This window comes from Variovorax sp. AB1(2024) (assembly GCF_037482385.2).
GTDB lineage: Bacteria > Pseudomonadota > Gammaproteobacteria > Burkholderiales > Burkholderiaceae_C > Variovorax.
The window spans coordinates 4,363,964-4,389,733 of record NZ_JBBHKP020000001.1 but is presented as its reverse complement, the minus strand read 5'-3'; the positions used below and the strand labels follow the sequence as shown (position 1 = coordinate 4,389,733).

The following is a 25,770-nucleotide window of genomic DNA, read 5'->3' as shown; positions in this document are numbered from 1 at the left end:
CCATGAAGCTGCACAACTATTTCCGCTCCTCTTCCTCGTTCCGCGTGCGCATCGCCCTCAACCTGAAGGGCCTCGATTACGAGTACGTTCCCGTGCACATCGCGCGCGGCGAACACCGCACCGGCTCCTATCCCGCCATCTCCGCCGACATGCTGGTGCCGTTGCTCGAAGACGAGGGCGAGCGCTTCTCGCAGTCGATGGCCATCATGGAATACCTCGACGAAGTGCACCCCGAGCCGCCGCTGCTGCCCAGCGACCCGGCCGGCCGTGCGCATGTGCGCGCGCTGTCGCAGTCGATCGCCTGCGAGATCCATCCGCTCAACAACCTGCGCGTGCTCAAGTACCTCGTGAAGGACCTGAAGCTCGACGAGGAAGCCAAGAACAACTGGTACCGCCACTGGGTGCGCGACGGCATGCTTGCCTTCGAGCGCCAGCTCGCGCAGCACCCCGCCAGCACGTACTGCTGGGGCAACACGCCCACCATGGCCGACTGCTGCCTGGTGCCGCAGATCTTCAACGGCCGCCGCTTCGACTGCGACTTCAGCGGCCTGCCGCGCACCATGGCCGCATTCGAGGCCTGCATGGAGCTCGACGCCTTCCAGCGCGCGCAGCCCTCGCAGGCGCCCGACGCGGAAGCCTGAAGCCGATGGATGCGCGCTGGCTCGTGCCCGAGTGGCCCGCGCCGCCGAACGTGCGGGCCGTGTGCACCACGCGCGACGGCGGGGTTTCGCAGGGGCGCTACCAGAGCCTGAACCTCGGCGACCACGTGGCCGACGATGCCGCGCACGTCGCCGAGAACCGCAGGCGCCTGCGCGAAGCCATCGGCGCGCGGCCGGTCTTCCTGCAGCAGGTGCACGGCACCGGCGTGGTCGCCCTCGACGACGAGCGGCACGTGGTGCGCTACGGCACGGCGGCCGATGGCTGCACCGCCACCGCCACGGGGCTGGCCTGCACCATCATGGTGGCCGACTGCCTGCCCGTGCTCTTCACCGACGAAGCGGGCCACCGCGTGGCGGCCGCGCATGCCGGCTGGCGCGGACTGGCGGGCGGCGTGCTCGAGCAAACCGCACGGTCGTTCGCACCGGACTTGTCCGGCAAGGTCATCGCATGGCTGGGGCCCTGTATCGGGCCGAAGGCCTTCGAGGTCGGCCCCGAGGTCAAGGCCGCGTTCGAGGCGCATGCGCCCGAGGCCGCCGCGTGCTTTGTCCCTTCTGCATCCGCCGGCAAGTGGCTGGCCGACCTGCCCGCGCTCGCACGCCAGCGCCTGAACGCGGCTGGCGTCGCTTCGGTGCATGGCAACGACGGCACCGACGCGTGGTGCACCGTCGCCAATGGCTCAAGGTTCTTTTCGCACCGGCGCGACGGCGTCAGCGGGCGTTTCGCCGCGCTGGTCTGGAAGGTCTGAGGCCGCTGCTTCTTCGGCCCTGGCGGCGCGGCGTGCGGCTTCCTGCGCTTCGGCCTCGCGCTGCTTGATGGCCCGCCGCCGCGCCGGGGTACTCATCAGGTAAACCACCAGTGCCAGCGGCGCCAATCCGTACAAAAGAAATGTGAAGATGGCGCCCAGCACCGTGCCCGTGGTGTTGGTGGCTTCGGCCACCGCCATCATGAGTGCGACGTAGAGCCAGCCGATCACGATCAAATGGATAAACACGGAATTTCAGTCGGTAAGGGAAAGAGCGGCGTTGTGGGTGCCTTGTGAATGCAGGATACTCAAATCACGCAAGCCATCCGTTTCGTTTCAGGCGAGGACCAGGAGACATGATGAAGCAACAAGCCGCGGGGGCCGATGCGTTCGCGCCCTTCCAGCAAGCAATGACCGAGGGATGGACCAAGGCGCTGGAAGCTTTCCAGCAATCCGCCACGCAGGGGGCCACGGCCTTCAACGTCGGCGGTACGCCGCTGTGGCAGATGCCGCAGATGTCGCCGTCGAAGCTGCCCGAGCTGCCGAAGCTGTCCATCGACCCCGAAAAGCTCAAGGCCATCCAGCAACAGTACGTTGCAGAAGCAACCGATCTCTGGCGCCGCGGCTTCGACGCCAGGCCCGAAGGCGACAAGCGCTTCGCCAGCGAAGCCTGGGGCAGCAACCCGCTGTCGGCCTTCTCGGCGGCCGTGTACCTGCTCAACGGCCGCACCATGCTCAGCATGGCCGAGGCCATCGACGCCGACGAGAAGACCAAGGCGCGCATGCGCTTCGCGGTCGAGCAATGGATGGCGGCGTCTTCGCCCAGCAATTCGCTCGCCTTCAATGCAGAAGCCCAGAAGAAGGCCATCGAGACGCAGGGCGAGAGCATTGCCAAGGGCATCCAGAACCTGCTGCACGACATGAAGCAGGGCCACGTCAGCATGACCGACGAGAGCGCCTTCGAGGTGGGCCGCAACGTGGCCACTACCGAGGGCGCCGTGGTCTTCGAGAACGACTATTTCCAGCTGCTCGAATACAAGCCCCTCACCGCCAAGGTGTACGAGCGGCCGTTCCTGCTGGTGCCGCCGTGCATCAACAAGTTCTACATCCTCGACCTGCAGCCCGAGAACTCGCTCATTCGCTATGCGAACGAGCAGGGCCACCGCGTGTTCGTGGTGAGCTGGCGCAACCCCGACGAGTCGATGGACAAGGCCACTTGGGACGACTACATCGAGAACGCCGCCATCAAGGCGATCCACACGGTGCAGGAGATCAGCGGCAGCAAGCAGATCAACACGCTGGGCTTCTGCGTGGGCGGCACCATCCTGAGCACAGCGCTGGCGGTGCTCGCGGCGCGCGGCGAGAAGCCGGCCGCGTCGGTCACGCTGCTGACCACCTTCCTCGATTTCAGCGACACCGGCATCCTGGACATCTTCGTGGACGAGCAGATGGTGCAGTACCGCGAAATGCAGCTCGGCAAGGGCGGCCTGCTGCCCGGCGGCGACCTGGCCTCCACCTTCAGCTTCCTGCGGCCGAACGACCTCGTCTGGAACTACGTGGTCGGCAACTACCTCAAGGGCGAGACCCCGCCGCCGTTCGACCTGCTGTACTGGAACAGCGACGCCACCAACCTGCCGGGGCCGTTCTATGCCTGGTACCTGCGCAACACGTACCACGAGAACAAGCTGGCCAAGCCCAACGCGCTCACCGTGTGCGGCCAGAAGATCGACCTGGGCAGCATCGACATTCCGGCCTACATCTACGGCTCGCGCGAAGACCACATCGTGCCCATCGGCGGCGCCTATGCCTCCACGCAGCTGCTGCCGGGCAAGAAGCGCTTCGTGATGGGCGCGTCGGGCCACATCGCCGGCGTGATCAACCCGCCCGCCAAGAAAAAGCGCAGCCACTGGATCCGCGAGGACGGCAAGTTCCCCAAGACCCAGGCCGAATGGCTCGCCGGCGCGCAGGAACACCCTGGCAGCTGGTGGACCGACTGGGCACAATGGCTCAAGGGACACGCGGGCAAACAGATTCCCGCGCCCAAGGCGTACGGCAACGGCAAGGCCTACAAGGCCATCGAGCCGGCGCCGGGCCGCTATGTGAAAGCCAAGGCCTGAGCGCAACAGATTTCAAATCACTTCAACGGAGAACCTCATGGAAGACATCGTCATCGTTTCGGCCGCGCGCACGGCTGTCGGCAAGTTCGGCGGCTCGCTCGCCGGCATTCCCGCCACCGAGCTGGGCGCCATCGTCATCAAGGAAGTGATCGCGCGCGCCAACCTCACGGCCGAACAGGTCGGCGAGGCCATCATGGGCCAGGTGCTCGCGGCCGGCGCCGGCCAGAACCCCGCGCGCCAGGCATGGCTGAAGAGCGGCGGCGCCAAGGAAACGCCGGCGCTCACCATCAACGCCGTGTGCGGCTCCGGCCTGAAGGCCGTGATGCTGGCGGCCCAGGCCGTGGCCACGGGCGACAGCGAGATCGTGATTGCCGGCGGCCAGGAAAACATGAGCGCCGCGCCGCACGTGCTGCCCAATTCGCGCAACGGCCAGCGCATGGGCGACTGGAAGCTGGTCGACACCATGATCGTGGACGGCCTGTGGGACGTCTACAACCAGTACCACATGGGCATTACCGCCGAGAACGTGGCCAAGAAGTTCGGCATCGACCGCGCCGCGCAGGACGAGCTGGCGCTGGGCAGCCAGACCAAGGCCGCGGCCGCGCAGGACGCCGGCAAGTTCAAGGACGAGATCGTCGGCGTGAGCATTCCGCAGAAGAAGGGCGACCCCGTCATCTTCGATACCGACGAGTTCATCAACCGCAAGACCAGCGCCGAAGGCCTGGCCGGCCTGCGCCCCGCGTTCGACAAGGCCGGCGGCGTGACCGCGGGCAATGCCTCGGGCCTGAACGACGGCGCCGCTGCCGTGATGGTCATGACGGCCAAGAAGGCCGCCGCGCTCGGCCTGAAGCCGCTGGGCCGCATCGCCAGCTACGCCACCGCCGGCCTCGACCCCGCCATCATGGGCATGGGCCCGGTGCCCGCGTCGACCAAGGCGCTGCAGCGCGCCGGCTGGAAGGCCGCCGACCTCGACCTGCTCGAGATCAACGAAGCCTTCGCAGCGCAGGCCTGCGCCGTGAACAAGGAAATGGGCTGGGACGTGAACAAGGTGAACGTCAACGGCGGCGCCATCGCCATCGGCCACCCCATCGGCGCGTCGGGCTGCCGCATCCTGGTGACGCTGCTGCACGAAATGCAGCGCCAGAACGCCAAGAAGGGCATCGCGTCGCTGTGCATCGGCGGCGGCATGGGCGTTGCGCTGACGATCGAACGCTGATCGCAGCAACCGGGCGCTTGCGCCCGTCGGTGTCGCCGCTCAGCGCGACATCGACGGCCGCTGCGCCATTGCAGCGCGCCAGCGCAGCAGCTCGGGGTGCTGCTCCCCCGGCTTGACCCGCACCACGCGGGCGAAGTCCACCGCGACCACGGCGGTGATGTCGGCAATGCTGAACCGGTCGGTGGCGATGAATTCGCGGCCGGCCAGCCGCTCGTTCAGCGTCTTGAAGAAGTGCTGCACGCGCGCCAGCCCGCGCTGCGCGAGCTCGGGAATCTGGGCGTAGTTCACCGGGCCCGGCAGGGCGCGGTCGGCCATGGCCGGCGAGCCGTTGCGCAGTGTTTCGGCAATGGCCAGCAGGCCTTCGAATTCCACGCGCCAGTTCCAGCTGGCGATCTCGGCTTTTTCGGCTGGCGTGCGGCCCAGCAGCGGTGGCTCGGGGTAGCGCGCTTCCAGCCAGGCCGCGATGGCGGCGTTGTCGGTCAGGAGGCCGTCTTCCTCGGTGCGCAGCGCGGGCACCGTGCATTGCGGATTGATCTCGCGATAGGCGGCGCCCAGCTGTTCGCCGCGCACGAGGTCGACCTGCACCGTTTCATGGGCAATGCCCTTCTCGGCAAGCAGGATGCGCGCGCGCCGCGGGCTGGGCGCCGTGGCGCAGTCGTAGAGAATGATCATCGTCTGTCCAACTCCTGGAATTCATCGCATGAATGGCACGACCGCCTATACGCCGCCCACCGTCTGGTCCTGGAACAAGGAAAGCGGTGGCCGCTTCGCGAACATCAATCGCCCGATCGCGGGTGCCACCCATGACAAGGACCTGCCGACCGGGAAGCACCCGCTGCAACTCTATTCGCTCGCGACGCCCAACGGCGTGAAAGTCACGGTGATGCTGGAAGAACTGCTGGCGCTGGGCCATGCCGGCGCCGAGTACGACGCCTGGCTGATCCGCATCAACGACGGCGACCAGTTCGGCAGCGGCTTCGTGGCGGTGAACCCGAATTCCAAGATCCCGGCGCTGCTGGACCGCAGCGGCGCGGCGCCCGTCCGGGTGTTCGAGTCGGGCGCGATCCTGCAGTACCTGGCCGAGAAGTTCGGCGGTGCCTTCCTGCCGGCCGAGCGCGCGGCGCGCGCCGAATGCCTGTCGTGGCTGTTCTGGCAGATGGGCAGCGCGCCTTATTTGGGCGGCGGCTTCGGGCACTTCTACGCCTACGCCCCGACGAAGATCGAATACGCCATCGACCGCTTCGCGATGGAAGTCAAACGCCAGCTCGACGTGCTCGACCGCCGGCTGGCCGAGAGCCGCTACCTGGCCGGCAGCGAATACACCATTGCCGACATGGCCGTCTGGCCCTGGTACGGCACGCTGGCCAAGGGACAGCTGTACGAAGCGGGCGAGTTCCTGCAGGTGGGCGAATACAAGAACGTGCTGCGCTGGACCGACGAGATCGCGCAGCGCCCCGCGGTGCAGCGCGGGCGCATGGTCAATCGCGCCTGGGGCCAGCCGTCGAGCCAGTTGCTCGAGCGGCATGACGCCAGCGACTTCGACACCCGCACGCAGGACAAGCTGCAACCGCCGGCCTGAGCCAACCCGCAACAAACAAGGAGCTTCGATGAGCGACAGGATCCTGGTCTTCTACGGCTCGTACCGGTCCGACCGCATGGGCGTGCGCCTGGCCGACTACATCGTCGCGGGGCTCAACGGGCGAGGCGCGCAGGCGGAGCTGATCGACGCCAAGGCCGTCGACCTGCCCATGCTCGACCGCATGTACAAGGAGTACCCCAAGGGCACCGCGCCGGCGGCGATGGAAGCCCTGGCCGAAAAGATCCGCACGGCCGACGCCTTCGTCTTCGTGACCGGCGAATACAACTGGGGCCCGCAGCCCGGCCTCAAGAACCTGACGGACCACTTCCTGGAGGAGTGGTTCTGGCGGCCCGCCGCGGTTGCGAGCTACTCGGCGGGGCGCTTCTCGGGTGTGCGCTCGGGCACGGTGTGGCATTCGATCCTGTCGGAGATGGGCATGGTCGTGGTGTCGAGCACGCTCGCGGTCGGGCCGATCTCTCAGACGCTGGACGCGCAGGGCAAGCCCACGGGCAGCGCGGGCGATTCGCTCGAGCGATCGTTCGGGCGGTTCGCCGACGACCTGGCCTGGTGGACCGAGGCGGCACGGGCGCAGAGAGGGCGCAAGGCGCCGCCTTACTGAGCCCTGAAAGCCCGGTATCGGCGGTGCGCCCGAAGCATCTTGTTCACCGCCCAAAATTTAGGCAGGTTGTTGAATTCCCTTATAAAACAACAGCTTAGATTGCTTTTACAAGGCTCCACCTGAGTTACCCCCAAAGTTGTGCACAGAAAATGGGGAGTAACCCTGGCGGGTGCGGTTCCGCGCGCAAGTTGGCGGCACGCGGCGAAAAAATTTTGCTCTGCATCGTGCGTTCAGGTCGCGCTCCAACGATCCTCTGCTAGGAATGCGACTAGAAAAATGCCTTCGGACCGGTGTCCGGGCGCCAAGGTTGTGCACCGCTCAAATTTTGAGCAAAGTGTGGAATACCTATATAAAACAACGAGTTGTAGCGCTTTTACAATGCTCCTCATGAGTTACCCCCAAAGTTGTGCACAGAAAATGGGGAATACGCGCATCGGCTCAGGTTTCGCGCGCAACTTAGGGTGAATCGGGCTGCCCCAGCGTCCGCGCCTCGTCGGCGTAGTGCCGGCACAAGGTTTCCACCAGCGCCTGTGCATAGATCGGCAGCGCCGCCCGGTCGCGCACCAGCAGGTAGCGCTCCCGCACGCACCATGCATCGCTGAGGTCGATCAGCGCGAGCTGCATGCTGTCCTGGTTGCGCCGCGCGGCCGACTCGGGCACCACGCCGATGCCCACGCCGCTGCCGATCATCCGGCACATGGCGTCGAAGCTGCCCAGCTGTATGCGCAGCTTCTGGCGCTTGCCCAGGTTGTCGGTGATCTGCGCCAGGAAGGTCTGCAGCGTGCTGCCCTGCTGCATGCCGATGGCGTCCTCGTCGAGCGTCTCGGCAAAGGCGATGCTGCGGCGCCTGGCGAAGCGGTGCTTGCGCGAAGTGACCAGCACCAGCCGGTCGGTGCTGAAGTGGATGGCTTCCAGCCCCAGCGTGTCGACGCGGCCGGCGACGATGCCGATGTCGGCGCGGCCGTCGAGCACGCCGCGCGGAATCTGAGCATTCGGTTTTTCCTGAAGGTCGACGTTGATGCGCGGGTTGTTCGCAAGAAAGCCCGGCAGGATCTCGGGCAGGAAGTCGGTCACGGCCGTGGTGTTGGCGAACACGCGCAGGTGTCCGCGCAGGCCGCCGCCGTATTCGAGCAGGTCGGCGCGCAGCTGCTCCGTCTGGTGCAGCACGAGGCGCGCGTGGTGCAGGAAGGCTTCTCCCGGCGGCAGCAGCCGCACGCCGCGGGCCTCGCGCTGCAGCAGTTGCAGGCCAGCCTGCGTTTCCAGCGCCTTGATGCGCGCGCTGGCGGCGGCCAGCGACAGGTGCTGGCGCTCGGCGGCCCGCGTGAGGTTGCCGAGTTCGGCCGTGGCCACGAAGAGCCGCAGGTCGGTGAGGTCGAAGAGCATCGCCTGATCTTAGTCAAGCCTTCGGAATCGCAGAAGGCTGGGTTCCGAATTCGCAGATTGCGCGCGCGGGTGGCGCCGACGACCATGCGGCCATGGAGACAAGAAACATGAGCTTTCGCGCATTCGCGCTGCTGGCGCTCGCCGCCGCGGCCACCCTGGTGCAGCCGGCTGCGGCCAGCGCCGAGCCATACCCCTCGCGCCCCGTCACGCTGGTCGTGCCGCAGGCGGCCGGCGGCACCAACGACATCGTCGGGCGCCTCGTGGGCCAGAAGCTCGGCGAAGTGATGAACAACGCCAGCGTGGTGGTCGACAACCGGCCCGGCGCGGGCGGCAACATCGGCACGCAGCTGGTGGCCAAGGGGCCGAAGGACGGCTACACCCTGCTCATGACCATCAGCAGCAGCCAGGCCATCAACCCGGCGCTGTACAAGAACCCCGGCTTCGATCCGGTCAAAGACTTCAAGCCCGCCGGGCTGATCGGCTCGGTGCCCAACGTGCTGCTGGTCAACCCGTCGTTTCCGGCAAAGAACTTCGCCGAGTTCCTGAAGCTCGCCCGGCAGAAGGGCGCCAACTACCAGTACGCCTCAGCCGGCAACGGCACGCTCAACCACCTGCTCGGCGAAATGCTCAACAGCATGGCCGGCATCTCGCTGCAGCACGTGCCGTACAAGGGCGTGGCGCCCGCGCTCAACGACGTGCTGGGCGGGCAACTGCCGATCGTGTTCGCGAGCCTGCCTTCGGCGCTCTCGCACATCAAGGCCGGCAAGCTGCGCGCGCTGGCCGTGAGCGGCGACAAGCGCTCGCCTGTGCTGCCCGACGTGCCCACCATCTCCGAGGCCGTGCCCGGCTACAACGGCACGCTGTGGATCGGCCTGTTCGCGCCCGCCGGCGTTCCGGCCGACGTGCTCGCGACATTGCAGGACGCCACGCGCAAGGCGCTGGCCTCGAAGGACCTGCGCGACAAGCTGGACCAGCAGGGCGTCGAGATCGCGCCCGACACCACCCCCGAACAGTTCGCGAAGCTGCTGCAGGACGACCTCGCCAAGTGGGCGCGCATCGTCAAGGCATCCGGCGCCGCGGTCGATTGAACCGAAGCATCGAAGCAACCCCCACCCATGAGCGAGCAAACCTCCCCGAACCTCCGCCTGATCGACGACGACACCCTGGCGAAGCTGCAGGCCTGGCAGGGCCGCAGCGAAACGCTGGCCGACGACATCACCGCCGCGCCCGTGCGTGCGCTGTCCGCCACCCTCGACCGCGACGACGCCGCGACCGCGGCCGGCACGCGCCTGCCCGAGCTGTGGCACTGGCTCTACTTCCTGCCGCACCACCGCCAGTCGGAAATCGGCGAGGACGGCCACGCCCGGCGCGGCGGCTTCCTGCCGCCGGTGCCGCTGCCGCGCCGCATGTGGGCCGGCGGCCGGCTCCATTGGGAGGCTGGCAATCCGCTGCGGGTCGGCGACAAGGCGGAGCGCACCTCGACCATCGCGTCGGTCACGCACAAGGCGGGCCGCACCGGCGAGCTGGTGTTCGTGCTGGTGCGCCACGAGGTGCGCAACGAGCGCGGCCTGGCGCTGACCGAGGAGCACGACATCGTCTACCGCGCCGCCGCGCAGCCCGGCGAATCGGGCCCGCCACCCACGCCGGCGCCGAAGGACGCCGCCTTCAGCCGCGACATCGCGCCCGACGACGTGCTGCTGTTCCGCTACTCGGCGCTGACCTTCAACGGCCACCGCATCCACTACGACCGCCGCTACGTGACGCAGGTCGAGGGCTACCCCGGCCTGATCGTGCACGGCCCGCTGATCGCGACGCTGCTGGTCGACCTGCTGCGCCGCAACGTGCCGGGCGCGCAGCTCGCGCGTTTCGAGTTCCGCGCGGTCCGCCCGACCTTCGATACCGCGCCGTTCCGCGTGCACGGCAAGCCGGGTGCGGACGGCAAGACATTCAGCCTCTGGGGCGAAGACGCCGACGGCTGGCTCACGATGCAGGCCACGGCCGTGCTGGCCTGAAGAGGGAGGACGAACACATGACCCGACCACTGGACGGCATCACCGTCGTTTCCCTCGAACACGCCATTGCCGCGCCGTTCTGCACCCGGCAGCTGGCCGACCTCGGCGCGCGCGTCATCAAGGTGGAGCGGCCCGGCGCCGGCGACTTCGCGCGGGCCTACGACGAGCGCGTGGGCGGCGAAGCCTCGCACTTCGTGTGGGTCAACCGCTCGAAGGAGAGCATCACGCTCGACCTCAAGCAGCCCGCCGCGCTCGAGGTGCTGCGGCAGCTCGTGGCCGAAGCCGACGTGCTCGTGCAGAACCTCGCGCCCGGCGCGGCGCAGCGCATGGGGCTCGGCGCACAGGCACTGCAGGCGGAGCATCCGAGGCTCATCGTGTGCGACATCTCGGGCTACGGCGACGACGGCCCGTACCGCGACAAGAAGGCCTACGACCTGCTGATCCAGAGCGAGGCCGGCTTCCTGTCGGTCACCGGCACGCCCGACGAGCCCTGCAAGTCGGGCAATTCCATCGCCGACATTGCGGCGGGAATGTACGCCTACACCGGCATCCTCGCGGCGCTGCTCCAGCGTGGCAAGACCGGCAAGGGCTCGCACATCGACGTGTCGATGCTGGAGTCGCTCGCCGAATGGATGGGCTACCCGATGTACTACGCCTACGACGGCGCACCGCCGCCGCCGCGCAGCGCCGCGTCGCACGCGACCATCTATCCCTACGGTCCGTTCCCGGCGGGCGACGGCGGCACGGTGATGCTGGGCCTGCAGAACGAGCGCGAATGGCGCGTGTTCTGCGAGAAGGTGCTGCTGCAGCCGGGGCTCGCGACCGACGCGCGCTTCGACAGCAACGCACGGCGCAACGAACACCGTGAGACCCTGCGCGCGGTGATCGTCGAGACCTTCGGCGCGCTGAGCACGGCGCAGGTGCTCGAGCGGCTCGACACCGCGCAGATCGCCAACGCGCGCATGAACGACATGGCCGGCCTCTGGGCGCATCCGCAGCTGCAGGCGCGCGAGCGCTGGCGCCAGGTGGGCTCGCCGGCCGGGGACATTCCCGCGTTGCTGCCGGCCGGGCGGCAGAGCGCGTTCGACTACCGCATGGACCCGATCCCGGCGGTCGGCCAGCACACCGACGCCATCCTGCGCAACCTGGGGCGCAGCGAGGCGGACATCGCGGCACTGCGCGAGGCGGGGGCGGTGTGAGCGGCAATTCCCTCGCGTCCCTGGCTCCCCTGGGGCCCTTGGCGCTGGCGCGCGCCTTCCTCTTCGTGCCGGCCGACCGGCCCGATCGCCATGCCCGCGCGCTGGCGACCGGCGCTGGCGGCGTGATCGTCGACCTGGAAGACGCCGTGGCGCCCGAGCGAAAGGTAGCTGCGCGCGACGGGCTCGAGGCCTCGTTTGCCGCACTATCGGCCGCCCAGCGCGGCCGCCTGCTGGTGCGCGTGAACGCCCAGGGCACGCCGTGGCACGGCGACGACTGCGCGCAGGTCGGCAAGCTGGTGAGGCAAGGCCTGGTCGCGGGCGTCGTGCTGCCCAAGGCCGAGCGCGCCGAAGACCTGGCGCGGCTGGCGGAAGCCGTCGGGCCTCGGGGCGTGCTGGTGCCGCTGATTGAATCGGCCGCCGGCCTTGCCGCCGTCAACGAGCTGGCCGACGCCCCGCAGGTGCTGCGACTGGCTTTCGGCAATCTCGACTTCCAGGCCGACCTGGGCCTGGCCTGCGGCGCGGACGAAGCCGAACTGGTTCCGGTGCGGCTGGCACTGCTGCTCGCCACGCGCCGCGCCGGGCTGCCCGCACCCATCGACGGCGTGACGCCCGACTGGCGCGACGCGCAGCGCCTCGCGGCCGACACCGCGCGCGCCCGCCGCGGCGGCTTCGGCGCCAAGCTGTGCATCCACCCCGACCAGGTCGCGCCGGTGCATGCGGCGCTCGGCCCGAGCGCCGACGAACTGGCCTGGGCCCGCCGCGTGATCGAGGCGACGCGGGCGTCGGGCGGCGGCGTGGTCAGCCTCGACGGCCGCATGGTCGACGCGCCCGTCGTGCGGCTCGCCGAGCGGCTGCTCGCGCTCGATGCCCCGCCTTCAATCTGAGACAGCTACCCATAACCATAGGAGACAAAGAAGTGACAGCAACCAAGAAGACCTGGAAATTCAAGACCCTGATCGCGGCCTCCTCGGCGGGCGCCTGCCTGCTGGCGGCGCAATCGCCCGCCTCGGCGCAGGCCGCGTGGCCCGACAAGCCCGTCACCATGGTCGTGCCGTATTCCGCCGGCGGCCCGACCGACGTGGTGGCGCGCATGCTCGCCATTCCGATGGGCAAGTCGCTCGGGCAGACGGTGATCGTCGAGAACACGGTGGGCGCGGGCGGCACCATCGCGCCGGCGCGCGTGGCCCGGGCCGCGCCCAACGGCTACACCATCCTGATCCACCACATGGGCATGGCCACCGCGCCCGCGCTCTACAAGAAGCTCAACTACGACCCGCTGAAGGACTTCGAGTACGTCGGCCAGGTGCTGGACGTGCCGATGACGCTGCTGTCGCGCAAGGACTTCCCGGCCAGCAACTACCAGGAACTGCTGGCCTACGTGAAGGCCAACAAGGACAAGGTCACGCTGGCCAATGCGGGCGTGGGGGCGGTGTCGCAGCTGTGCGGGCTGCTCTTCATGAACCAGATCGGCGTGCAGCTCACCACCGTGCCCTACAAGGGGGCGGGCCCGGCGCTGAACGACCTGATGGGCGGGCAGGTCGACCTGCTGTGCGACCAGACCACGCAGACCGCGCCGGTCATCAAGGACGGCAACCGCGTGAAGGTGTTCGGCGTGACGACGCCCAAGCGGCTGTCGAGCATGCCGAACATCCCGACGCTGGACGAGCAGGGCCTCAAGGGCTTCGACGTGCGGGTGTGGCATGGCATCTACGCGCCAAAGGGCACGCCGCCCGCGGTGATCGAGAAGCTGAATGTCGCCTTGCGCGCCGCGCTGCAGGACGACATGGTCAAGCACCGCCTGGCCGAACTCAGCTCGGAGATCGTGCCGCTGGACAAGCAGACGCCGGAGAGCCTGCGCACGCACCTCGCGGCTGAAGTCGACAAGTGGGGCAAGGTGATCCGCGCGGCGGGCGTGCAGGCGGACTGAGCCTTCGCTTCAGGCGGGCGGGGCTTCTTCGGGCTGCGCCCGCAGCGTCTCTTCGAACAGCGCGAGCAGCTGGCGCGCGAACAGGTCCATGTTGAGCGGCCGGTCGGTGCCGCCGTTCTCGATGGTGCGGCTCACCGTGGCCGCGCCGCCGACCACGGCGAGGCACACATGCCCCGGCGCGTCGCCGTAGGGGCTGCCCGCCGGTCCGGCGGCGCCGCTTTCGCTGATGCCCCAGCTCGTGTGGTGGCTGTCGCGCACCCGGCCGGCGACCAGGCGGGCGTAGGGCTCGGTCTCGCCGCGCATGCCGGCCATGTCTTCGGCGGTGAGGCCCAGCAGCGCCCGGCCCGCGCGCCGCGAATAGACCACCGCGCCGCCCCTGAAATACGCCGACGCGCCCGGCACGGCGAGCAGCGCGGCCGACACCAGCCCGCCGGCCGAGGATTCGACGACCGAGACGGTCTGGCCCCGCGCACGCAGCAGGCCGCCCACGCGCGCGGCCAGCACCGCCAGCGGCTCCGGGGTGGAGATGGAGGAGGGCTGCGTGCTCATGGCTTGGCGAACGTGGTGCCGGGGCGCTTCACGTAGGCCGGCGCGCGCTCGTGGCTCGCCGTGCTGCCGTAGACCGTGTCGGCCGGGTAGTACTCGGCCTGCAGCTGCACCTTGGCGGCGGCTTCCTCTCCCGCGGTGTGGGCGATGAAGGCCAGCATCAGGTCGGTGCCGGCCGAAACCCCGGCGGAAGTCCAGACGTTGCCGTCCCGCACGAAGCGCTGCTCGACCACCTTCACGTCGCCCAGCGCGCGCAGTCGGTCGAGCGAACCCCAGTGCGTGGTCGCGGTCTTGCCCGACAGCAACCCGGCCGCGTGCACCACGAAGGCGCCCGTGCACACCGAAAGCAGCGCGCGGCAGGCGGGCGCCTGGTCGGCCAGGAAACGGGTCAGTACAGGGTTGTCGACCTCGCGCCGGGTGCCCATGCCGCCGGGCACCAGCAGGTAGTCCAACGGCGGGCAGTCGGCAAAAGACACGTGCGGGTTGACCGACAGGCCCTTGGCGCAGGCCACCGGCTCGCGCTTCTCGGCCACGATCAGGCAGTTGGCGGGACCGCCGGCCAGCTTGCTCCACATGGTGAGCATTTCCCATGGTCCGACGAAATCGAGCTCTTCGACGTCGGGGAAGATGATGATCCCGAAATTCATACTTTCGAACTCCTTGATATTTCCGTGGCGTTGGTGGTCATGCAAGAACTGCAGGTGCGCGGGCGATGCGAGGATAGAGTCTGCGCTGAAGCCACGCTTCGTGACAGCTGGTTGCAAGCTTGGCTCAGTGTTTTCCTCAGAGTTCGGTGGTCCGAAACTCGCTAGAGTGAAGGCGGCCGTTCAGGCTTTTGCTACGTACATAAAGGAATTCTCATGAGCAAGAAAGTTGCATATGTCACCGGGGGCATGGGGGGCATCGGAACAGCCATCTGCCAGCGTCTGCACAAGGACGGGTTCACTGTGGTCGCAGGTTGCGGCCCCACGCGCGACTACGCCAAGTGGCTCGCCGAACAGAAAGCCGAAGGCTTCGAGTTCCATGCCTCGGTCGGCAATGTCGGCGACTGGCAATCCACCGTCGAAGCCTTCTCCGCCGCCAAGGCAGCGCACGGCCCCATCGACGTGCTGGTCAACAACGCCGGCATCACGCGCGACCGCATGTTCCTCAAGATGACGCCCGAGGACTGGAGCGCGGTCATCGAAACCAACCTCAACAGCATGTTCAACGTCACCAAGCAGGTGGTGGGCGACATGGTCGAGAAGGGCTGGGGCCGCATCATCAACATCAGCTCGGTGAACGGCGCCAAGGGCCAGGCGGGCCAGACCAACTATTCGGCGGCCAAGGCAGGCATGCACGGCTTCACCATGGCGCTGGCGCAGGAGCTGGCCAACAAGGGCGTGACGGTCAACACCGTGAGCCCGGGCTACATCGGCACCGACATGGTCAAGGCCATCCGCCAGGAAGTGCTCGACAAGATCGTGGCCACCATCCCGGTCAAGCGCCTGGGCGAGCCGAGCGAAATCGCGTCGATCATCTCGTGGCTCGCCACGGACGAAGGCGGCTACAGCACCGGGGCCGACTTCTCGGTCAACGGCGGCCTTCACATGCATTGAACATGCTGACCGGCACCTGAAGAAAAAACCCGCCTCGGCGGGTTTTTTTGTTCACGATGCGGCTTCTACGAATGGAAACCTGATCCGACGCAACCTACAGTTCCGAATCCTCCGGAGGCATCCATGGAAAACACAACAAGTAAATCCGCCAAGAAGCTCCCTCTGTACCGCTCCCTCTACGTGCAGGTGATCACCGCGGTGATCATCGGCGTGCTGCTCGGCCATTTCTACCCCTCGGTCGGGGAAGCGATGAAGCCGCTGGGCGACGGCTTCATCAAGCTCATCAAGATGATCATCGCGCCGATCATCTTCTGCACGGTGGTGGTCGGCATCGCCGGCATGGAAGACATGAAGAAGGTCGGCAAGACCGGCGGCCTGGCGCTGCTGTACTTCGAGGTCGTCTCCAGCATCGCGTTGGTGGTCGGGCTGGTGCTGGTCAACGTGCTGCAGCCCGGCGCCGGCATGAACGTCGACCCGGCCACGCTCGACACCAAGTCGATCGCCTCGTACACCGGCCCCGGCAAGATGACCGGCACCGTCGACTTCATCCTGAACATCATCCCCAACACCATCGTCGACGCGTTCGCCAAGGGCGAGATCCTGCAGGTGCTGCTGATCGCGGTGCTGTTCGGCTTTGCGCTGCACCGCTTCGGCGGGCGCGGCACGCTGGTGTTCGACGTGATCGAGAAGGGCTCGCACGTGCTCTTCGGCATCGTCAACTACATCATGAAGCTGGCGCCCATCGGCGCCTTCGGCGCGATGGCCTTCACCATCGGCAAGTACGGGCTGGGCAGCCTGTTCTCGCTCGGCAAGCTGATGGGCACCTTCTACCTGACCTGCCTGCTGTTCATCTTCGTGGTGCTGGGGCTCATCGCGCGCTTCCACGGCTTCAGCATCTGGAAGTTCATCAAGTACATCAAGGAGGAGCTGCTGATCGTGCTGGGCACGTCGTCCAGCGAATCGGTGCTGCCGCGCATGATGGAGAAGATGGAGAACCTGGGCGCCAACAAGACCTGCGTGGGCCTGGTCATTCCCACGGGGTACTCGTTCAACCTGGACGGCACGTCGATCTACCTGACGATGGCGGCGGTGTTCATCGCGCAGGCCACCAACACGCCGATGACGCTCACGCAGGAGATCACGCTGCTGGCGGTGCTGCTGCTCACATCGAAGGGGGCCGCGGGCGTCACGGGCAGCGGCTTCATCGTGCTGGCGGCCACTCTGTCGGCCGTGGGCCATGTGCCGGTGGCGGGGCTCGCGCTCATCCTGGGCATCGACCGCTTCATGTCGGAAGCCCGCGCGCTCACCAACCTGATCGGCAACGGCGTGGCCACCATCGTGGTCGCCAAGTGGACCAACGAGCTGGACGAGAACCGGCTGCAGGCAGGGCTCAACAACGAGACCTGGGTCGAGGCGCAGGAGCCCGAGGCGCTGGACGCCGCGCGCAGCAGCAAGATGGCCGGATAGCCGGGGAGCAGCCCCCTGCAACACCAGCGGCCCGGCGGTAAAGCCGGTCCCACGGTGTTGCGTGAAGAGTCCTGCCAGCCTCGAAGGTTGGGCATCGTTCCTGCAAAATGGAGCGATGCCCCATAGCGTCTCCCTCATCAACACCATTGCCGCCGGCCTGGGGCTTGCGCTCGTATTCGGTTTCCTGGCGGCCAAGCTGCGGCTGCCGGCGCTGGTCGGCTACCTGCTGGCCGGCGTGATCATCGGCCCGTTCACACCGGGCTTCGTGGCCGATGCGGGCATTGCCGCCCAGCTCGCCGAGATCGGCGTGATGCTGCTGATGTTCGGCGTCGGCCTGCATTTCTCGCTGGACGACCTGCTGGCGGTGCGCAAGATCGCGCTGCCCGGCGCACTCGCGCAGATCGCGGTGGCCACGCTGCTCGGCGGCGGCCTGGCCATGTGGTGGGGCTGGAGCCCCGGCGCTGCGCTGGTGTTCGGCCTGGCGCTGTCGGTGGCCAGCACGGTGGTGCTGCTGCGCGCACTCGAGAGCCTGGGCATCCTCGATTCGTTCACCGGGCGCATCGCCATCGGCTGGCTGGTGGTCGAAGACCTGGCAATGGTGCTGGTGCTCGTGCTCATGCCGCCGCTGGCCGGCACGCTGGGCGGCCATGCCGCGCAGGAAGGGCCGGCCGACCCGTTGTGGCAGACCCTGGGTCTCACGCTGCTGCAGGTCGGCGGCTTCGTGGCGCTGATGCTGGTGGTGGGGCGGCGCGTGTTCCCGTGGATCCTCTGGCAGGTCACGCGCACCGGTTCGCGCGAGCTGTTCACGCTGTGCGTGGTGGCGGCCGCCGTGAGCATCGCCTTCGCGTCGGCGGCGCTGTTCGGCGTGTCGTTCGCGCTGGGCGCCTTCTTCGCGGGCATGGTCATGCGCGAGTCGCAGTTCGCGCACCGCGCGGCGGAAGAGTCCCTGCCGCTGCGCGACGCCTTCGCGGTGCTGTTCTTCGTGTCGGTCGGCATGCTGTTCGATCCATCGGTGCTGATCGAGCGGCCGCTTCAGGTGCTGGCGGTGGTGCTGGTGATCGTGCTGGGCAAGTCGCTCGCGGCCTGCGCGCTGGTGCTGGTGTTCCGCTACCCGCTGGGCACCGCGCTCACGGTGAGCGCGAGCCTGGCGCAGATCGGGGAGTTCTCATTCATCCTGGCGGGGCTGGGGGTGTCGCTCGGCCTGCTGCCGGTGGAGGGGCAGAGCCTGGTGCTGGCGGGCGCGCTCATCTCCATCGCCACCAACCCGCTGTGGTTCAGCCTGATCGGGCCGATGCAGAAATGGCTGCATGCGCACTCGTCGTTCGCGCGCGGGCTCGAGTCGCGCGACGACCCGCTGGCCGAACTGCCCATGACGACCGAGGCCAAGTACCTGTCGCGGCAGGTGGTGCTGGTGGGCTACGGCCGCGTCGGTCGCCGCATTGCGGCGGAACTCGACGCCAACGACATTCCCTACGTGGTCGCCGAGCAGAACCGCGAACTGGTCGAAAAGCTGCGCGAAGCCGGCACGCCGGCCGTGTGGGGCGATGCCGCCGATCCGGCGGTGCTGATCCAGGCGCACGTGGCCCGCGCGCGCGTGCTGGTGGTTGCCACGCCCGACGCCATGAACGTGCGCCAGATGATCGAGACTGCGCGCACGCTCAACCCCACCATCCAGACCGTGATCCGCAGCCACAACGAACAGGAAGCCGCGCTGCTCACGCGCGAGGCGGCCGTGACCGTGTTCCTGGGAGAGCAGGAACTCGCGCAGGCCATGGCGCGCGACGTGGTCCAGCGGGCCGTGTCGATGGCGGCCCCGGCCTGACGAACTCAGAGGTCTTCGATCACCAGCGTGCGGTAGCGCTGCGCGATGGAGTAGGGCACCGTGCGCACCAGCACCATGAGCTGCTCGGCCGCTTCGCTGTCCTCGGTCTTCACCAGCAGCGCCGTGTGGCCTTCGCGCGCCAGCTTCGTGTATGCGCGCACGGTCGCGCCTTCGGTGCCGGCGGAGGGCAGGGGGTCGTCGGCAGTTTCCACGGTGGGCGTGATCTGGGAGAGCACGGTTTGCGCGGGAAGCAGGTAGACGTCGTCGCCGCTGGTGCCTTGCTCGATCAGCCCGCGGCCGACGCGCTGGGCATCTTCCGCGTCCGGAAACATGACCATCGAGTAGCCGGTCGGATAGAAGGCTCCGCCGATGGTTGCCCGCATGCCGGGTTCGAGAGTGAAGTTCTTCATGCTGTCTCCTGCTTGTGCATGTGCAAAACATAAAAACATAGGCTGCACGGGGAATCCCCTCTGTAGGAGAAGCCCGGAAGCTGTCAACCGGCCTTGGCCTCCACCCATTCACCAATAAGCACTGCCCAATCCATTCCATGCACACACAGAGAAACATCGCGCTCACTGTCCATGAGCTGGAAAAAGGGGAGTTCTACTGGGTGCTGATGGAAGCGGTCGCCGGAGAGCCCGGAGACGCCTCCCACTTCTACGAGCCGCTGGAAGCGGCGCTCGAGCCCTACGCCAGCTATTCGAACGCGCTGGTGGCCGGCGTGGCGGTGATGCGGCGCCTGTTCGGACCCGACGGCAATAGCGGCTACTTATAATTTCGCGGTTATGGTTTGTTAATTCTCACGAATCAAACCAGTCAACACGGTTCGAAGGTGCCCCGCCCGCCATGCCATGGCGCCGGGGTTAAACGGGAAGCAGGTGCGCCGGGTCATAGCCGACCCGGTCATTCCTGCGCTGCCCCCGCAACGGTCAGCGGATCGGGAATCCTCAAGCCGGCGCCTCCTTGAAGAGGCCGGCGGCCACTGCGCTTCGGCGTGGGAAGGCGAGGGTTTCTGCTCCGATGCGCATTTCGCGCGTCGGAGCGCTCCGCAAGCCCGGATACCGGCCTTGGAAACCGCCTTCGGACGCTGCGGGAGTGCGTGTCCGGGCCTGCCGCCTCCGCGCTCGCGCCTGGACCGTCATCGCCCCTCCGCTTCTCCCGCCTCGTCCTTTTTCGGACAGAGGAGCCTGCGGGGACGCGGGCCGGAGGAGAGATCACATGAGCCGACAGGCATCGCCATCGCGCGATCGCACGGGCGCGCCGCAAAGCGTGCGGCTTTCGGGTATTTCACTGGGGCTGGGGCTCGCCCTCGGGCCTGCCGCGGCCCTCGCACAGGCCGACGGCAGCCAGAGCCTGGCGCCGGTGCAGGTCGAGGCCGACCGCCAATACGCGGCTCGCCATCGACGAGACCACTCAGACCGGCAGCCGCCTGGGCCTGACGCCGCTGGAAACGCCGGCCAGCATCGAGGTGCTGGACGGCGACACCATCCGCGCACGCGGCGACGCCTTGGTGATCGATGCCGCCACCCGCGCCACCGGCATCACCGGTTCGCCCGGCCCCGGCAACGGCGGCACCGCGATGGCGGCGCGCGGCTTCCTGGGCCACGGCTCGGTGATGCAGCTGTTCGACGGCACGCGGCTGTACGCGGGCGCGGGAACCGTCACCTTCCCGTTCGACACCTGGTCGGTCGACCGCATCGAGGTACTGCGCGGCGCGGCCTCGGTGATGTACGGCGAAGGCGCCATCGGCGGCGCGATCAACGTGGTGCCCAGGAAGCCCACGCGCGGGCCGATCCAGAACCAGGCGCTGCTCACCGTCGGCTCCGACGCCACCCGCCAGGTGGCTTTCGGCAGCGGCGGCGCGATCAATGACAGGCTCTCCTACCGCTTCGACATCAGCCACCGCCAGACCGACGGCTTCATGCAGCGCGGCCAGGCCGAGAGCCTGGCCGTGGGCGCGGCGGTGCGGCTCGACGTGTCGCCGCAACTGCAGTTCACGCTCTCGCACGACGAGGGCCGGCAGTCGCCGCAGCGCTACTACGGCGTGCCGCTGATCGACGGCCGCCTGAGCAGCCAGATGCTGCGCCAGAACTACAACCTCGACGATTCCGAGATCAAGTACCTCGACAAGTGGACCCGCCTCGACGCCCAGTGGACGCCGAACGATTCGGTCACCGTGCGCAACCAGCTCTACCGGCTGGAGAGCAAGCGCCACTGGCGCAACAGCGAGACCTACACCTACAGCGCCACCACGCGCCGCGTGACGCGCGGCGACTACCTGGAGATCGGCCACGACCAGGAGCAGATCGGCAACCGCACCGACGCCACCTTCAAACACGGCCTGTTCGGCCTGGCCAACCAGGTGCTGGTGGGCTTCGACGTGAACCGCATCGACTTCCAGCACACCAACGATTCGCCCTATGGTGGGCGATCGGTGGTGGACCCCTTCGTCTTCAACCCGGGCTACTACGTTTCGCCCGTGGCCTACACGCCTCGCTACCGGACCAGGACCGGCACCTACGCCTTCCTCACCGAAGACAAGCTGGCCTTCGACGATCAATGGTCGGTGGTGGGCAGCCTGCGCTGGGACCACGCGAAGATCGCCCGCGCCGACCTGCAGAACGCGGCCAACAATCTGGGCAAGACCTTCGAGTACGCCACCGGCCGCCTGGGCGTGGTGTATGCGCCCGATGCGTCGCAGTCTTTCTATGCGCAGGTGGCGCGCGCGGCCGATCCGCTGACCTCGCTCATCAGCACCTCGGCCACGCAGGTGCCGTTCGAGCTCAGCACCGGCCGGCAGGTCGAGGTCGGCTACAAGCGCCAGTTCGCCGACAACCGCGGCGCCTGGACCGTGGCGGCCTACCGCATCGAGAAGAACAAGCTGCTGTCGCGCGACGCGAGCGACCCGGGCAAGACGCAGCAGATCGGGCGGCAGTCGTCCGAGGGCATCGAGGCCACGCTGGACATGGCGCTCACGCCCACGCTGGACCTCGAGGCCAACATCGCCAGATTGCGCGCGCGCTACGACGACTTCAACGAAGTGGTCGGCGGCAGGCTGATCTCGCGCGCGGGCAACACGCCCAGCGGCGTGCCCGAGCAGACGGCCAACCTGTGGCTCAACTGGCGCTTCCTGCCGCAGTGGGAGGCCGCGTTCGGCGTGCGCCATGTCGGCCCGCGCCAGGTCGACGCCGCCAACTCGCGCAAGATCGGCTCGTACACCGTGGCCGACGCTTCGCTCAGCTGGCAGGCGAACCCTTCGCTGAAGCTGGCGCTGCGCGCCTACAACCTGGCCGACCGGCGCTATGCGGTGTCGTTCTCGAACGGCGGCAACCAGTGGCTGCTGGGACGCCCGCGTTCGTTCGAACTCTCGGCGCTGGTCGATTTCTGAGCGACGCGCGCATGACTTCCGCATGGCGCCGCGCCTGGCCGCGCATCCGGCACGGCCTCTACTGGACCCACCGGTGGCTGGGCATCGGCGGCTGCCTGCTGTTCGTCATGTGGTTCGTCTCGGGCGTGGTGATGATGTACGTGGGGTATCCCAACCTGACGGACGCCGAGCGGCTGGCCGGGCTGGGGCCGCTGCGCTTTTCGCAGGCAACGGTGTCGCCCGCGGCCGCGCTCGATGCATTGCCGCCCGCCGCACGCGCGCAGCCGCCCCGGCGCATGGTGCTGGAGATGCAGGGCGGCACCGATCCGCAGCCCGTGTGGCGCATCGTCGATGCGCACGGCGGCCGGCATACGGTCTCGGCGCGCGACGGCCGTGTGCCGGGCCCGGTCGATGCCGCGCAGGCCGAAGCCATCGCGCGCGCGTTTTCGGGCCGGCCGGGCGCGCGCTGGGCCGAGACGCTGGAGCGCGACCAGTGGACCGTGCCTCAGGGCCTGAACCCGCTGCGCCCGCTGCACCGCATCGAGCTTGGCGACGCGGCCGGCACCGAGCTTTACGTGTCTTCGCGCAACGGCGAAGTGGTGCGCGACAGCAACCGCTCCGAGCGCTTCTGGAACTGGCTGGGCTCGGTGCCGCACTGGATCTACTTCACGCCGCTGCGCGCCGACCCGCCCCTGTGGCACGACGTGGTCGTGTGGCTGTCGGCGGCGTGCATCGTCTCGGCGGTGACGGGCATCGTCATCGGCATCCTGCGTGTGCGGCTGCGCAGGCGTTTTCGCAGCGGATCGGTCACGCCGTACAGCGGGTGGATGGCCTGGCACCACATCGCGGGGCTGATCGGCGGCTTTTTCGTGCTGACCTGGATCATCAGCGGCTGGCTCTCGATGAACCCCAACGGCTGGTTCCAGCGCGGGCCGGGCGACGCGGCGGCGATGGCCCGCTACAGCGGTGCTGGGGTGTCGCCGTTCCCCTGGCCGCCGGCATCGTTGCCGCACGGCGGGGGCGCCGCCGCGCCGCGCGAGGCCATGCTGCTGTGGTTCGACGGCCGGCCGCTGCTGCAGTTGCGCGATGCGCAGGTGCGCGCGTGGGTGGTCGATGCCGCCAGCGGCGCGCCTGCTTCCATTGCCAGGGACGACATCGTGCGCGCCGCTTCGGCGCTGCGTCCCGGCGCCCGTGTCACCGAGGCGGTGCTCCAGACGCGCGAAGACTTCCACTGGTACGGCCACCACCGCGAGCGCATCGTGCCCGTGTGGCGCCTGCAGTTCGACGACGCCGCGCGCAGCCGGGTCTACATCGACCCGGCCAGCGGGCAGGTGGCGGGCAGCAACGACAGCAACTCGCGCCTGCGCCGCTGGCTCTTCAACGCGGCGCACAGCCTCGACTTTCCCTGGCTCATCCAGTACCGGCCGGCCTGGGATGTCGTGATGTGGCTGCTGTCGGTGGTCGGTGCGGTAGCCTCGGCCAGCGGCGTGGTGATCGGCTGGCGCCGGCTGCGGCGCAAGCCACGGCGGGCGGCGGCCTCGAAGGGGCTTGCGCAGGCAGGTCCATGAACCAACAATCAACTTTCGCACTGCGGTGCATTTCAGGAGGTGCTCGATGCACATCGAACCAGGTCTCGTCGACGGAACCAAGATTTTTCTCAGCTATGCCACGGCCGCTGCCGCACTCGCCTACACAGGCAAGGTGACCATCGAAACCGCGGTGAAAGACGGCCTTGCCGCACTGGTGCTGCGCTCCGCCGTTGCCGTGGCGCTGGTGTTCTGCTTCTTCGAGGTGTTGCCGCATCACCCGGTGGGCGTGTCCGAGGTGCACCTGATCCTCGGCACCACGCTGCTGCTGGTGTTCGGGCTGGCGCCCGCGGCCATCGGCCTGGCGGGCGGGCTGCTCATCCAGGGCCTGTTCTTCGAGCCGCAGGACATTGCGCAGTACGGCATGAACGTCACCACGCTGCTGGTGCCGCTGTTCGCGACCGCCGCGCTGGCGCGCCGCATCATCCCGAAGAACGTGGCCTATGTGGACCTGAGCTACCAGCAGGCTTTCAAGCTGTCGGTGGCCTACCAGGGCGGCATCGTGGTGTGGGTCGGCTTCTGGGCGCTGTACGGCCGCGGCACCGGGCTCGAGAACCTCGGCCAGATCGCCAGCTTCGGGGCTGCCTACATGACGGTGGTGCTGGTCGAGCCGCTGGTCGACCTGGGCGTGCTGGCCGCCGCCAAGGGCTGGCGCCGCCTGCAAGGCTCGGTCTTCGTCGAGCGCCGCCTGTACGGCGGCGTCTGATTCACCGCGCTCTCCTTCTTCCCGGGTTCCAGGCTCGCTTGGCGGGCCTGGCGCCGATCCTCTCGTGATGGCCACCGGAACGCCCATGCTGGCGCCCGGTGCCCGTTCATCTCTCCGGCCGCCACGGGCGCCCCAACGAACACTCCAATGACCCAAGCAAGCAACGCCAAGATCCCCGTCACCATCGTCACGGGCTTCCTCGGCAGCGGCAAGACCACGCTGCTGCGCCACATCCTCGGCAACGCCGAAGGCCGCCGCATCGCGGTGATCGTCAACGAGTTCGGCGAGCTCGGCATCGACGGCGAGATTCTTCGCGGCTGCGGCATCGGCTGCGACGACGAAGGCAACGAGCGCGAAGGCGCGCTCTACGAGCTGGCCAACGGCTGCGTCTGCTGCACCGTGCAGGAAGAGTTCCTGCCCGTGATGCTGCAGCTGGCCGAGCGGCGAGGCGACCTCGACGCGGTGCTCATCGAGACCTCGGGCCTGGCACTGCCCAAGCCGCTGGTGCAGGCCTTCCAGTGGCCGGACATCGCCAACATCTTCACCGTCGACTCGGTGGTCACCGTGGTCGACGGCCCGGCCGCCGCGTCGGGCCAGTTCGCGGAGAACCCCGAGGCCGTGGACGAAGCGCGCCGCGCCGACCCCAACCTCGACCACGAATCGCCGCTGCACGAGCTGTTCGAAGACCAGCTCTCGGCCGCCGACCTGGTGGTGCTCAACAAGACCGACCTGATGGACGACGCCGCGCGCGCGAAGGTCGAGGCCCTGGTGCGCGAGGAACTGCCGCCCGAGGTGAAGATCGTCGCTGCCACCGAGGGCAGGCTGCCGCTCGCGCTGCTGCTGGGCCAGGGCCGCGCCGCCGAGGCCACCATCCACCTGCGCGAAAGCCACCACGACCACGAGGAAGACCACGACCACGACGAGTTCGACTCGCTGGTGATCGAGCTGCCGCCCGTGGACCGCGACAGCCTGCTGGCCGTGCTCGGCAAGCTGGTCGAGCAGCACACCATCTATCGCGTGAAGGGCTTCGTCGCCGTGCCGGGCAAGCCGATGCGCCTGCTGGTGCAGGGCGTGGGCCGGCGCTTCGACCACCACTTCGACCGCCGCTGGCGCGACGGCGAGGCGCAGCGCACGCGGCTGGTGTTCATCGGCGAAGACCTGGACGAAGCGGCGCTGCGCAAGGCGCTGCAAGAGGCGGCCGCGATCGCCGCATGACGGCTTGAC

General features: G+C 68.2%; 25 protein-coding genes and 1 riboswitch. Of the genes, 19 read left to right on the top strand and 6 right to left on the bottom strand.

Features of this window, described 5'->3' with window-relative positions; translation table 11 throughout:
* Positions 1-2: 2 nt before the first annotated feature.
* Both maiA and pgeF read left to right on the top strand, forming a co-directional pair.
* Positions 3-641: a maleylacetoacetate isomerase gene (gene maiA / locus WIX39_RS20565; RefSeq protein ID WP_081269583.1), complete on the top strand. Its 639-nt coding sequence runs from the start codon at positions 3-5 to the stop codon at positions 639-641.
* A gap of 5 nt (positions 642-646) precedes the next feature.
* Complete coding sequence (gene pgeF / locus WIX39_RS20560; protein ID WP_409195729.1) at positions 647-1,405, top strand: peptidoglycan editing factor PgeF; 759 nt, start codon at positions 647-649, stop codon at positions 1,403-1,405.
* On the opposite strand, the gene WIX39_RS20555 is transcribed toward pgeF, so the two are convergent.
* Positions 1,337-1,651, bottom strand: coding sequence for a hypothetical protein (locus tag WIX39_RS20555; protein ID WP_409195728.1), 315 nt, complete (start codon positions 1,649-1,651; stop codon positions 1,337-1,339). The two genes, pgeF and WIX39_RS20555, sit on opposite strands and share 69 nt — an antisense overlap.
* 110 nt (positions 1,652-1,761) lie before the next feature.
* Here WIX39_RS20555 and phaC point away from each other — a divergent pair, with 110 nt between their 5' ends.
* Together phaC and WIX39_RS20545 are read left to right on the top strand one after the other, a co-directional pair.
* Positions 1,762-3,519 carry a class I poly(R)-hydroxyalkanoic acid synthase gene (phaC, locus tag WIX39_RS20550; protein ID WP_106937415.1) on the top strand — a complete coding sequence of 586 codons (1,758 nt, stop codon included), beginning with the start codon at positions 1,762-1,764 and terminating at the stop codon, positions 3,517-3,519.
* A 37-nt stretch (positions 3,520-3,556) separates the two neighbouring features.
* On the top strand, positions 3,557-4,735 hold the full coding sequence (locus WIX39_RS20545; RefSeq protein ID WP_081269580.1) for an acetyl-CoA C-acetyltransferase: 1,179 nt from the start codon (positions 3,557-3,559) through the stop codon (positions 4,733-4,735).
* Positions 4,736-4,774: 39 nt separating this feature from the next.
* Here WIX39_RS20545 and WIX39_RS20540 read toward each other — a convergent pair whose 3' ends face one another.
* A complete protein-coding gene (locus tag WIX39_RS20540) occupies positions 4,775-5,407 on the bottom strand; it encodes a glutathione S-transferase family protein (protein ID WP_409195727.1) in 633 nt (210 codons plus the stop codon).
* A 28-nt stretch (positions 5,408-5,435) separates the two neighbouring features.
* Here WIX39_RS20540 and yghU point away from each other — a divergent pair, with 28 nt between their 5' ends.
* Positions 5,436-6,314, top strand: a complete 879-nt coding sequence (gene yghU / locus WIX39_RS20535) for a glutathione-dependent disulfide-bond oxidoreductase (RefSeq protein WP_409195726.1) — start codon at positions 5,436-5,438, stop codon at positions 6,312-6,314.
* A 28-nt stretch (positions 6,315-6,342) separates the two neighbouring features.
* Complete coding sequence (locus tag WIX39_RS20530; protein ID WP_409195725.1) at positions 6,343-6,933, top strand: NADPH-dependent FMN reductase; 591 nt, start codon at positions 6,343-6,345, stop codon at positions 6,931-6,933.
* Between the two features lie 456 nt (positions 6,934-7,389).
* Here WIX39_RS20530 and WIX39_RS20525 read toward each other — a convergent pair whose 3' ends face one another.
* On the bottom strand, positions 7,390-8,316 hold the full coding sequence (locus WIX39_RS20525) for a LysR family transcriptional regulator (RefSeq protein WP_106934138.1): 927 nt from the start codon (positions 8,314-8,316) through the stop codon (positions 7,390-7,392).
* A gap of 107 nt (positions 8,317-8,423) precedes the next feature.
* On the opposite strand from WIX39_RS20525, the gene WIX39_RS20520 reads away from it, so the two are divergent.
* From WIX39_RS20520 to WIX39_RS20500, 5 genes are read left to right on the top strand one after another with little or no spacing between them, the layout of a single operon-like run.
* A complete protein-coding gene (locus WIX39_RS20520; protein WP_409195724.1) occupies positions 8,424-9,404 on the top strand; it encodes a tripartite tricarboxylate transporter substrate binding protein in 981 nt (326 codons plus the stop codon).
* 27 nt (positions 9,405-9,431) lie between these two features.
* Positions 9,432-10,328, top strand: a complete 897-nt coding sequence (locus WIX39_RS20515) for an FAS1-like dehydratase domain-containing protein (protein ID WP_409195723.1) — start codon at positions 9,432-9,434, stop codon at positions 10,326-10,328.
* 17 nt (positions 10,329-10,345) lie between these two features.
* Positions 10,346-11,527 (top strand): CaiB/BaiF CoA transferase family protein, encoded by a 1,182-nt coding sequence (locus WIX39_RS20510; protein ID WP_409195722.1) that lies wholly within the window; start codon positions 10,346-10,348, stop codon positions 11,525-11,527.
* A complete protein-coding gene (locus WIX39_RS20505) occupies positions 11,524-12,411 on the top strand; it encodes an HpcH/HpaI aldolase/citrate lyase family protein (protein WP_409195721.1) in 888 nt (295 codons plus the stop codon). The genes WIX39_RS20510 and WIX39_RS20505 overlap by 4 nt, the downstream gene beginning before the upstream one ends.
* 32 nt (positions 12,412-12,443) lie before the next feature.
* On the top strand, positions 12,444-13,454 hold the full coding sequence (locus WIX39_RS20500) for a tripartite tricarboxylate transporter substrate-binding protein (protein ID WP_409195720.1): 1,011 nt from the start codon (positions 12,444-12,446) through the stop codon (positions 13,452-13,454).
* 9 nt (positions 13,455-13,463) lie between these two features.
* On the opposite strand, the gene WIX39_RS20495 is transcribed toward WIX39_RS20500, so the two are convergent.
* The gene (locus WIX39_RS20495; RefSeq protein ID WP_409195719.1) at positions 13,464-14,003 is read right to left on the bottom strand and encodes a CinA family protein; all 540 of its coding nucleotides are present in this window, start codon (positions 14,001-14,003) and stop codon (positions 13,464-13,466) included.
* Entirely contained in the window at positions 14,000-14,647 is a 648-nt protein-coding gene (locus tag WIX39_RS20490; protein ID WP_409195718.1) for a DJ-1/PfpI family protein, read from the bottom strand. Before WIX39_RS20490 ends, WIX39_RS20495 begins: the two co-directional genes overlap by 4 nt.
* 213 nt (positions 14,648-14,860) lie before the next feature.
* Between WIX39_RS20490 and phbB the strand changes: the two genes are divergently transcribed.
* The 3 genes from phbB (at position 14,861) to ybaL (ending at position 18,887) form a co-directional block, all read left to right on the top strand.
* Positions 14,861-15,598: an acetoacetyl-CoA reductase gene (phbB, locus tag WIX39_RS20485; RefSeq protein ID WP_081269077.1), complete on the top strand. Its 738-nt coding sequence runs from the start codon at positions 14,861-14,863 to the stop codon at positions 15,596-15,598.
* 123 nt (positions 15,599-15,721) lie between these two features.
* On the top strand, positions 15,722-17,065 hold the full coding sequence (locus WIX39_RS20480) for a dicarboxylate/amino acid:cation symporter (RefSeq protein ID WP_081269076.1): 1,344 nt from the start codon (positions 15,722-15,724) through the stop codon (positions 17,063-17,065).
* A gap of 115 nt (positions 17,066-17,180) precedes the next feature.
* On the top strand, positions 17,181-18,887 hold the full coding sequence (gene ybaL, locus WIX39_RS20475) for a YbaL family putative K(+) efflux transporter (RefSeq protein ID WP_081269075.1): 1,707 nt from the start codon (positions 17,181-17,183) through the stop codon (positions 18,885-18,887).
* Between the two features lie 5 nt (positions 18,888-18,892).
* Here the strand turns inward: ybaL and WIX39_RS20470 are convergent, their stop codons facing one another.
* Positions 18,893-19,297: a hypothetical protein gene (locus WIX39_RS20470; RefSeq protein WP_081269074.1), complete on the bottom strand. Its 405-nt coding sequence runs from the start codon at positions 19,295-19,297 to the stop codon at positions 18,893-18,895.
* A 137-nt stretch (positions 19,298-19,434) separates the two neighbouring features.
* Between WIX39_RS20470 and WIX39_RS20465 the strand changes: the two genes are divergently transcribed.
* The 5 genes from WIX39_RS20465 (at position 19,435) to cobW (ending at position 25,761) form a co-directional block, all read left to right on the top strand.
* Positions 19,435-19,662 carry a hypothetical protein gene (locus WIX39_RS20465; protein WP_081269073.1) on the top strand — a complete coding sequence of 76 codons (228 nt, stop codon included), beginning with the start codon at positions 19,435-19,437 and terminating at the stop codon, positions 19,660-19,662.
* A 39-nt stretch (positions 19,663-19,701) separates the two neighbouring features.
* A riboswitch (cobalamin riboswitch) is annotated at positions 19,702-19,971 on the top strand.
* A gap of 384 nt (positions 19,972-20,355) precedes the next feature.
* Positions 20,356-22,275, top strand: a complete 1,920-nt coding sequence (locus tag WIX39_RS20460; RefSeq protein ID WP_409195717.1) for a TonB-dependent receptor — start codon at positions 20,356-20,358, stop codon at positions 22,273-22,275.
* 11 nt (positions 22,276-22,286) lie between these two features.
* A complete protein-coding gene (locus WIX39_RS20455) occupies positions 22,287-23,822 on the top strand; it encodes a PepSY domain-containing protein (protein ID WP_106934146.1) in 1,536 nt (511 codons plus the stop codon).
* A gap of 46 nt (positions 23,823-23,868) precedes the next feature.
* Positions 23,869-24,546, top strand: coding sequence for an energy-coupling factor ABC transporter permease (locus WIX39_RS20450; protein WP_106934147.1), 678 nt, complete (start codon positions 23,869-23,871; stop codon positions 24,544-24,546).
* Positions 24,547-24,693: 147 nt separating this feature from the next.
* Positions 24,694-25,761 carry a cobalamin biosynthesis protein CobW gene (gene cobW, locus WIX39_RS20445; RefSeq protein WP_106934148.1) on the top strand — a complete coding sequence of 356 codons (1,068 nt, stop codon included), beginning with the start codon at positions 24,694-24,696 and terminating at the stop codon, positions 25,759-25,761.
* Positions 25,762-25,770: the final 9 nt, after the last annotated feature.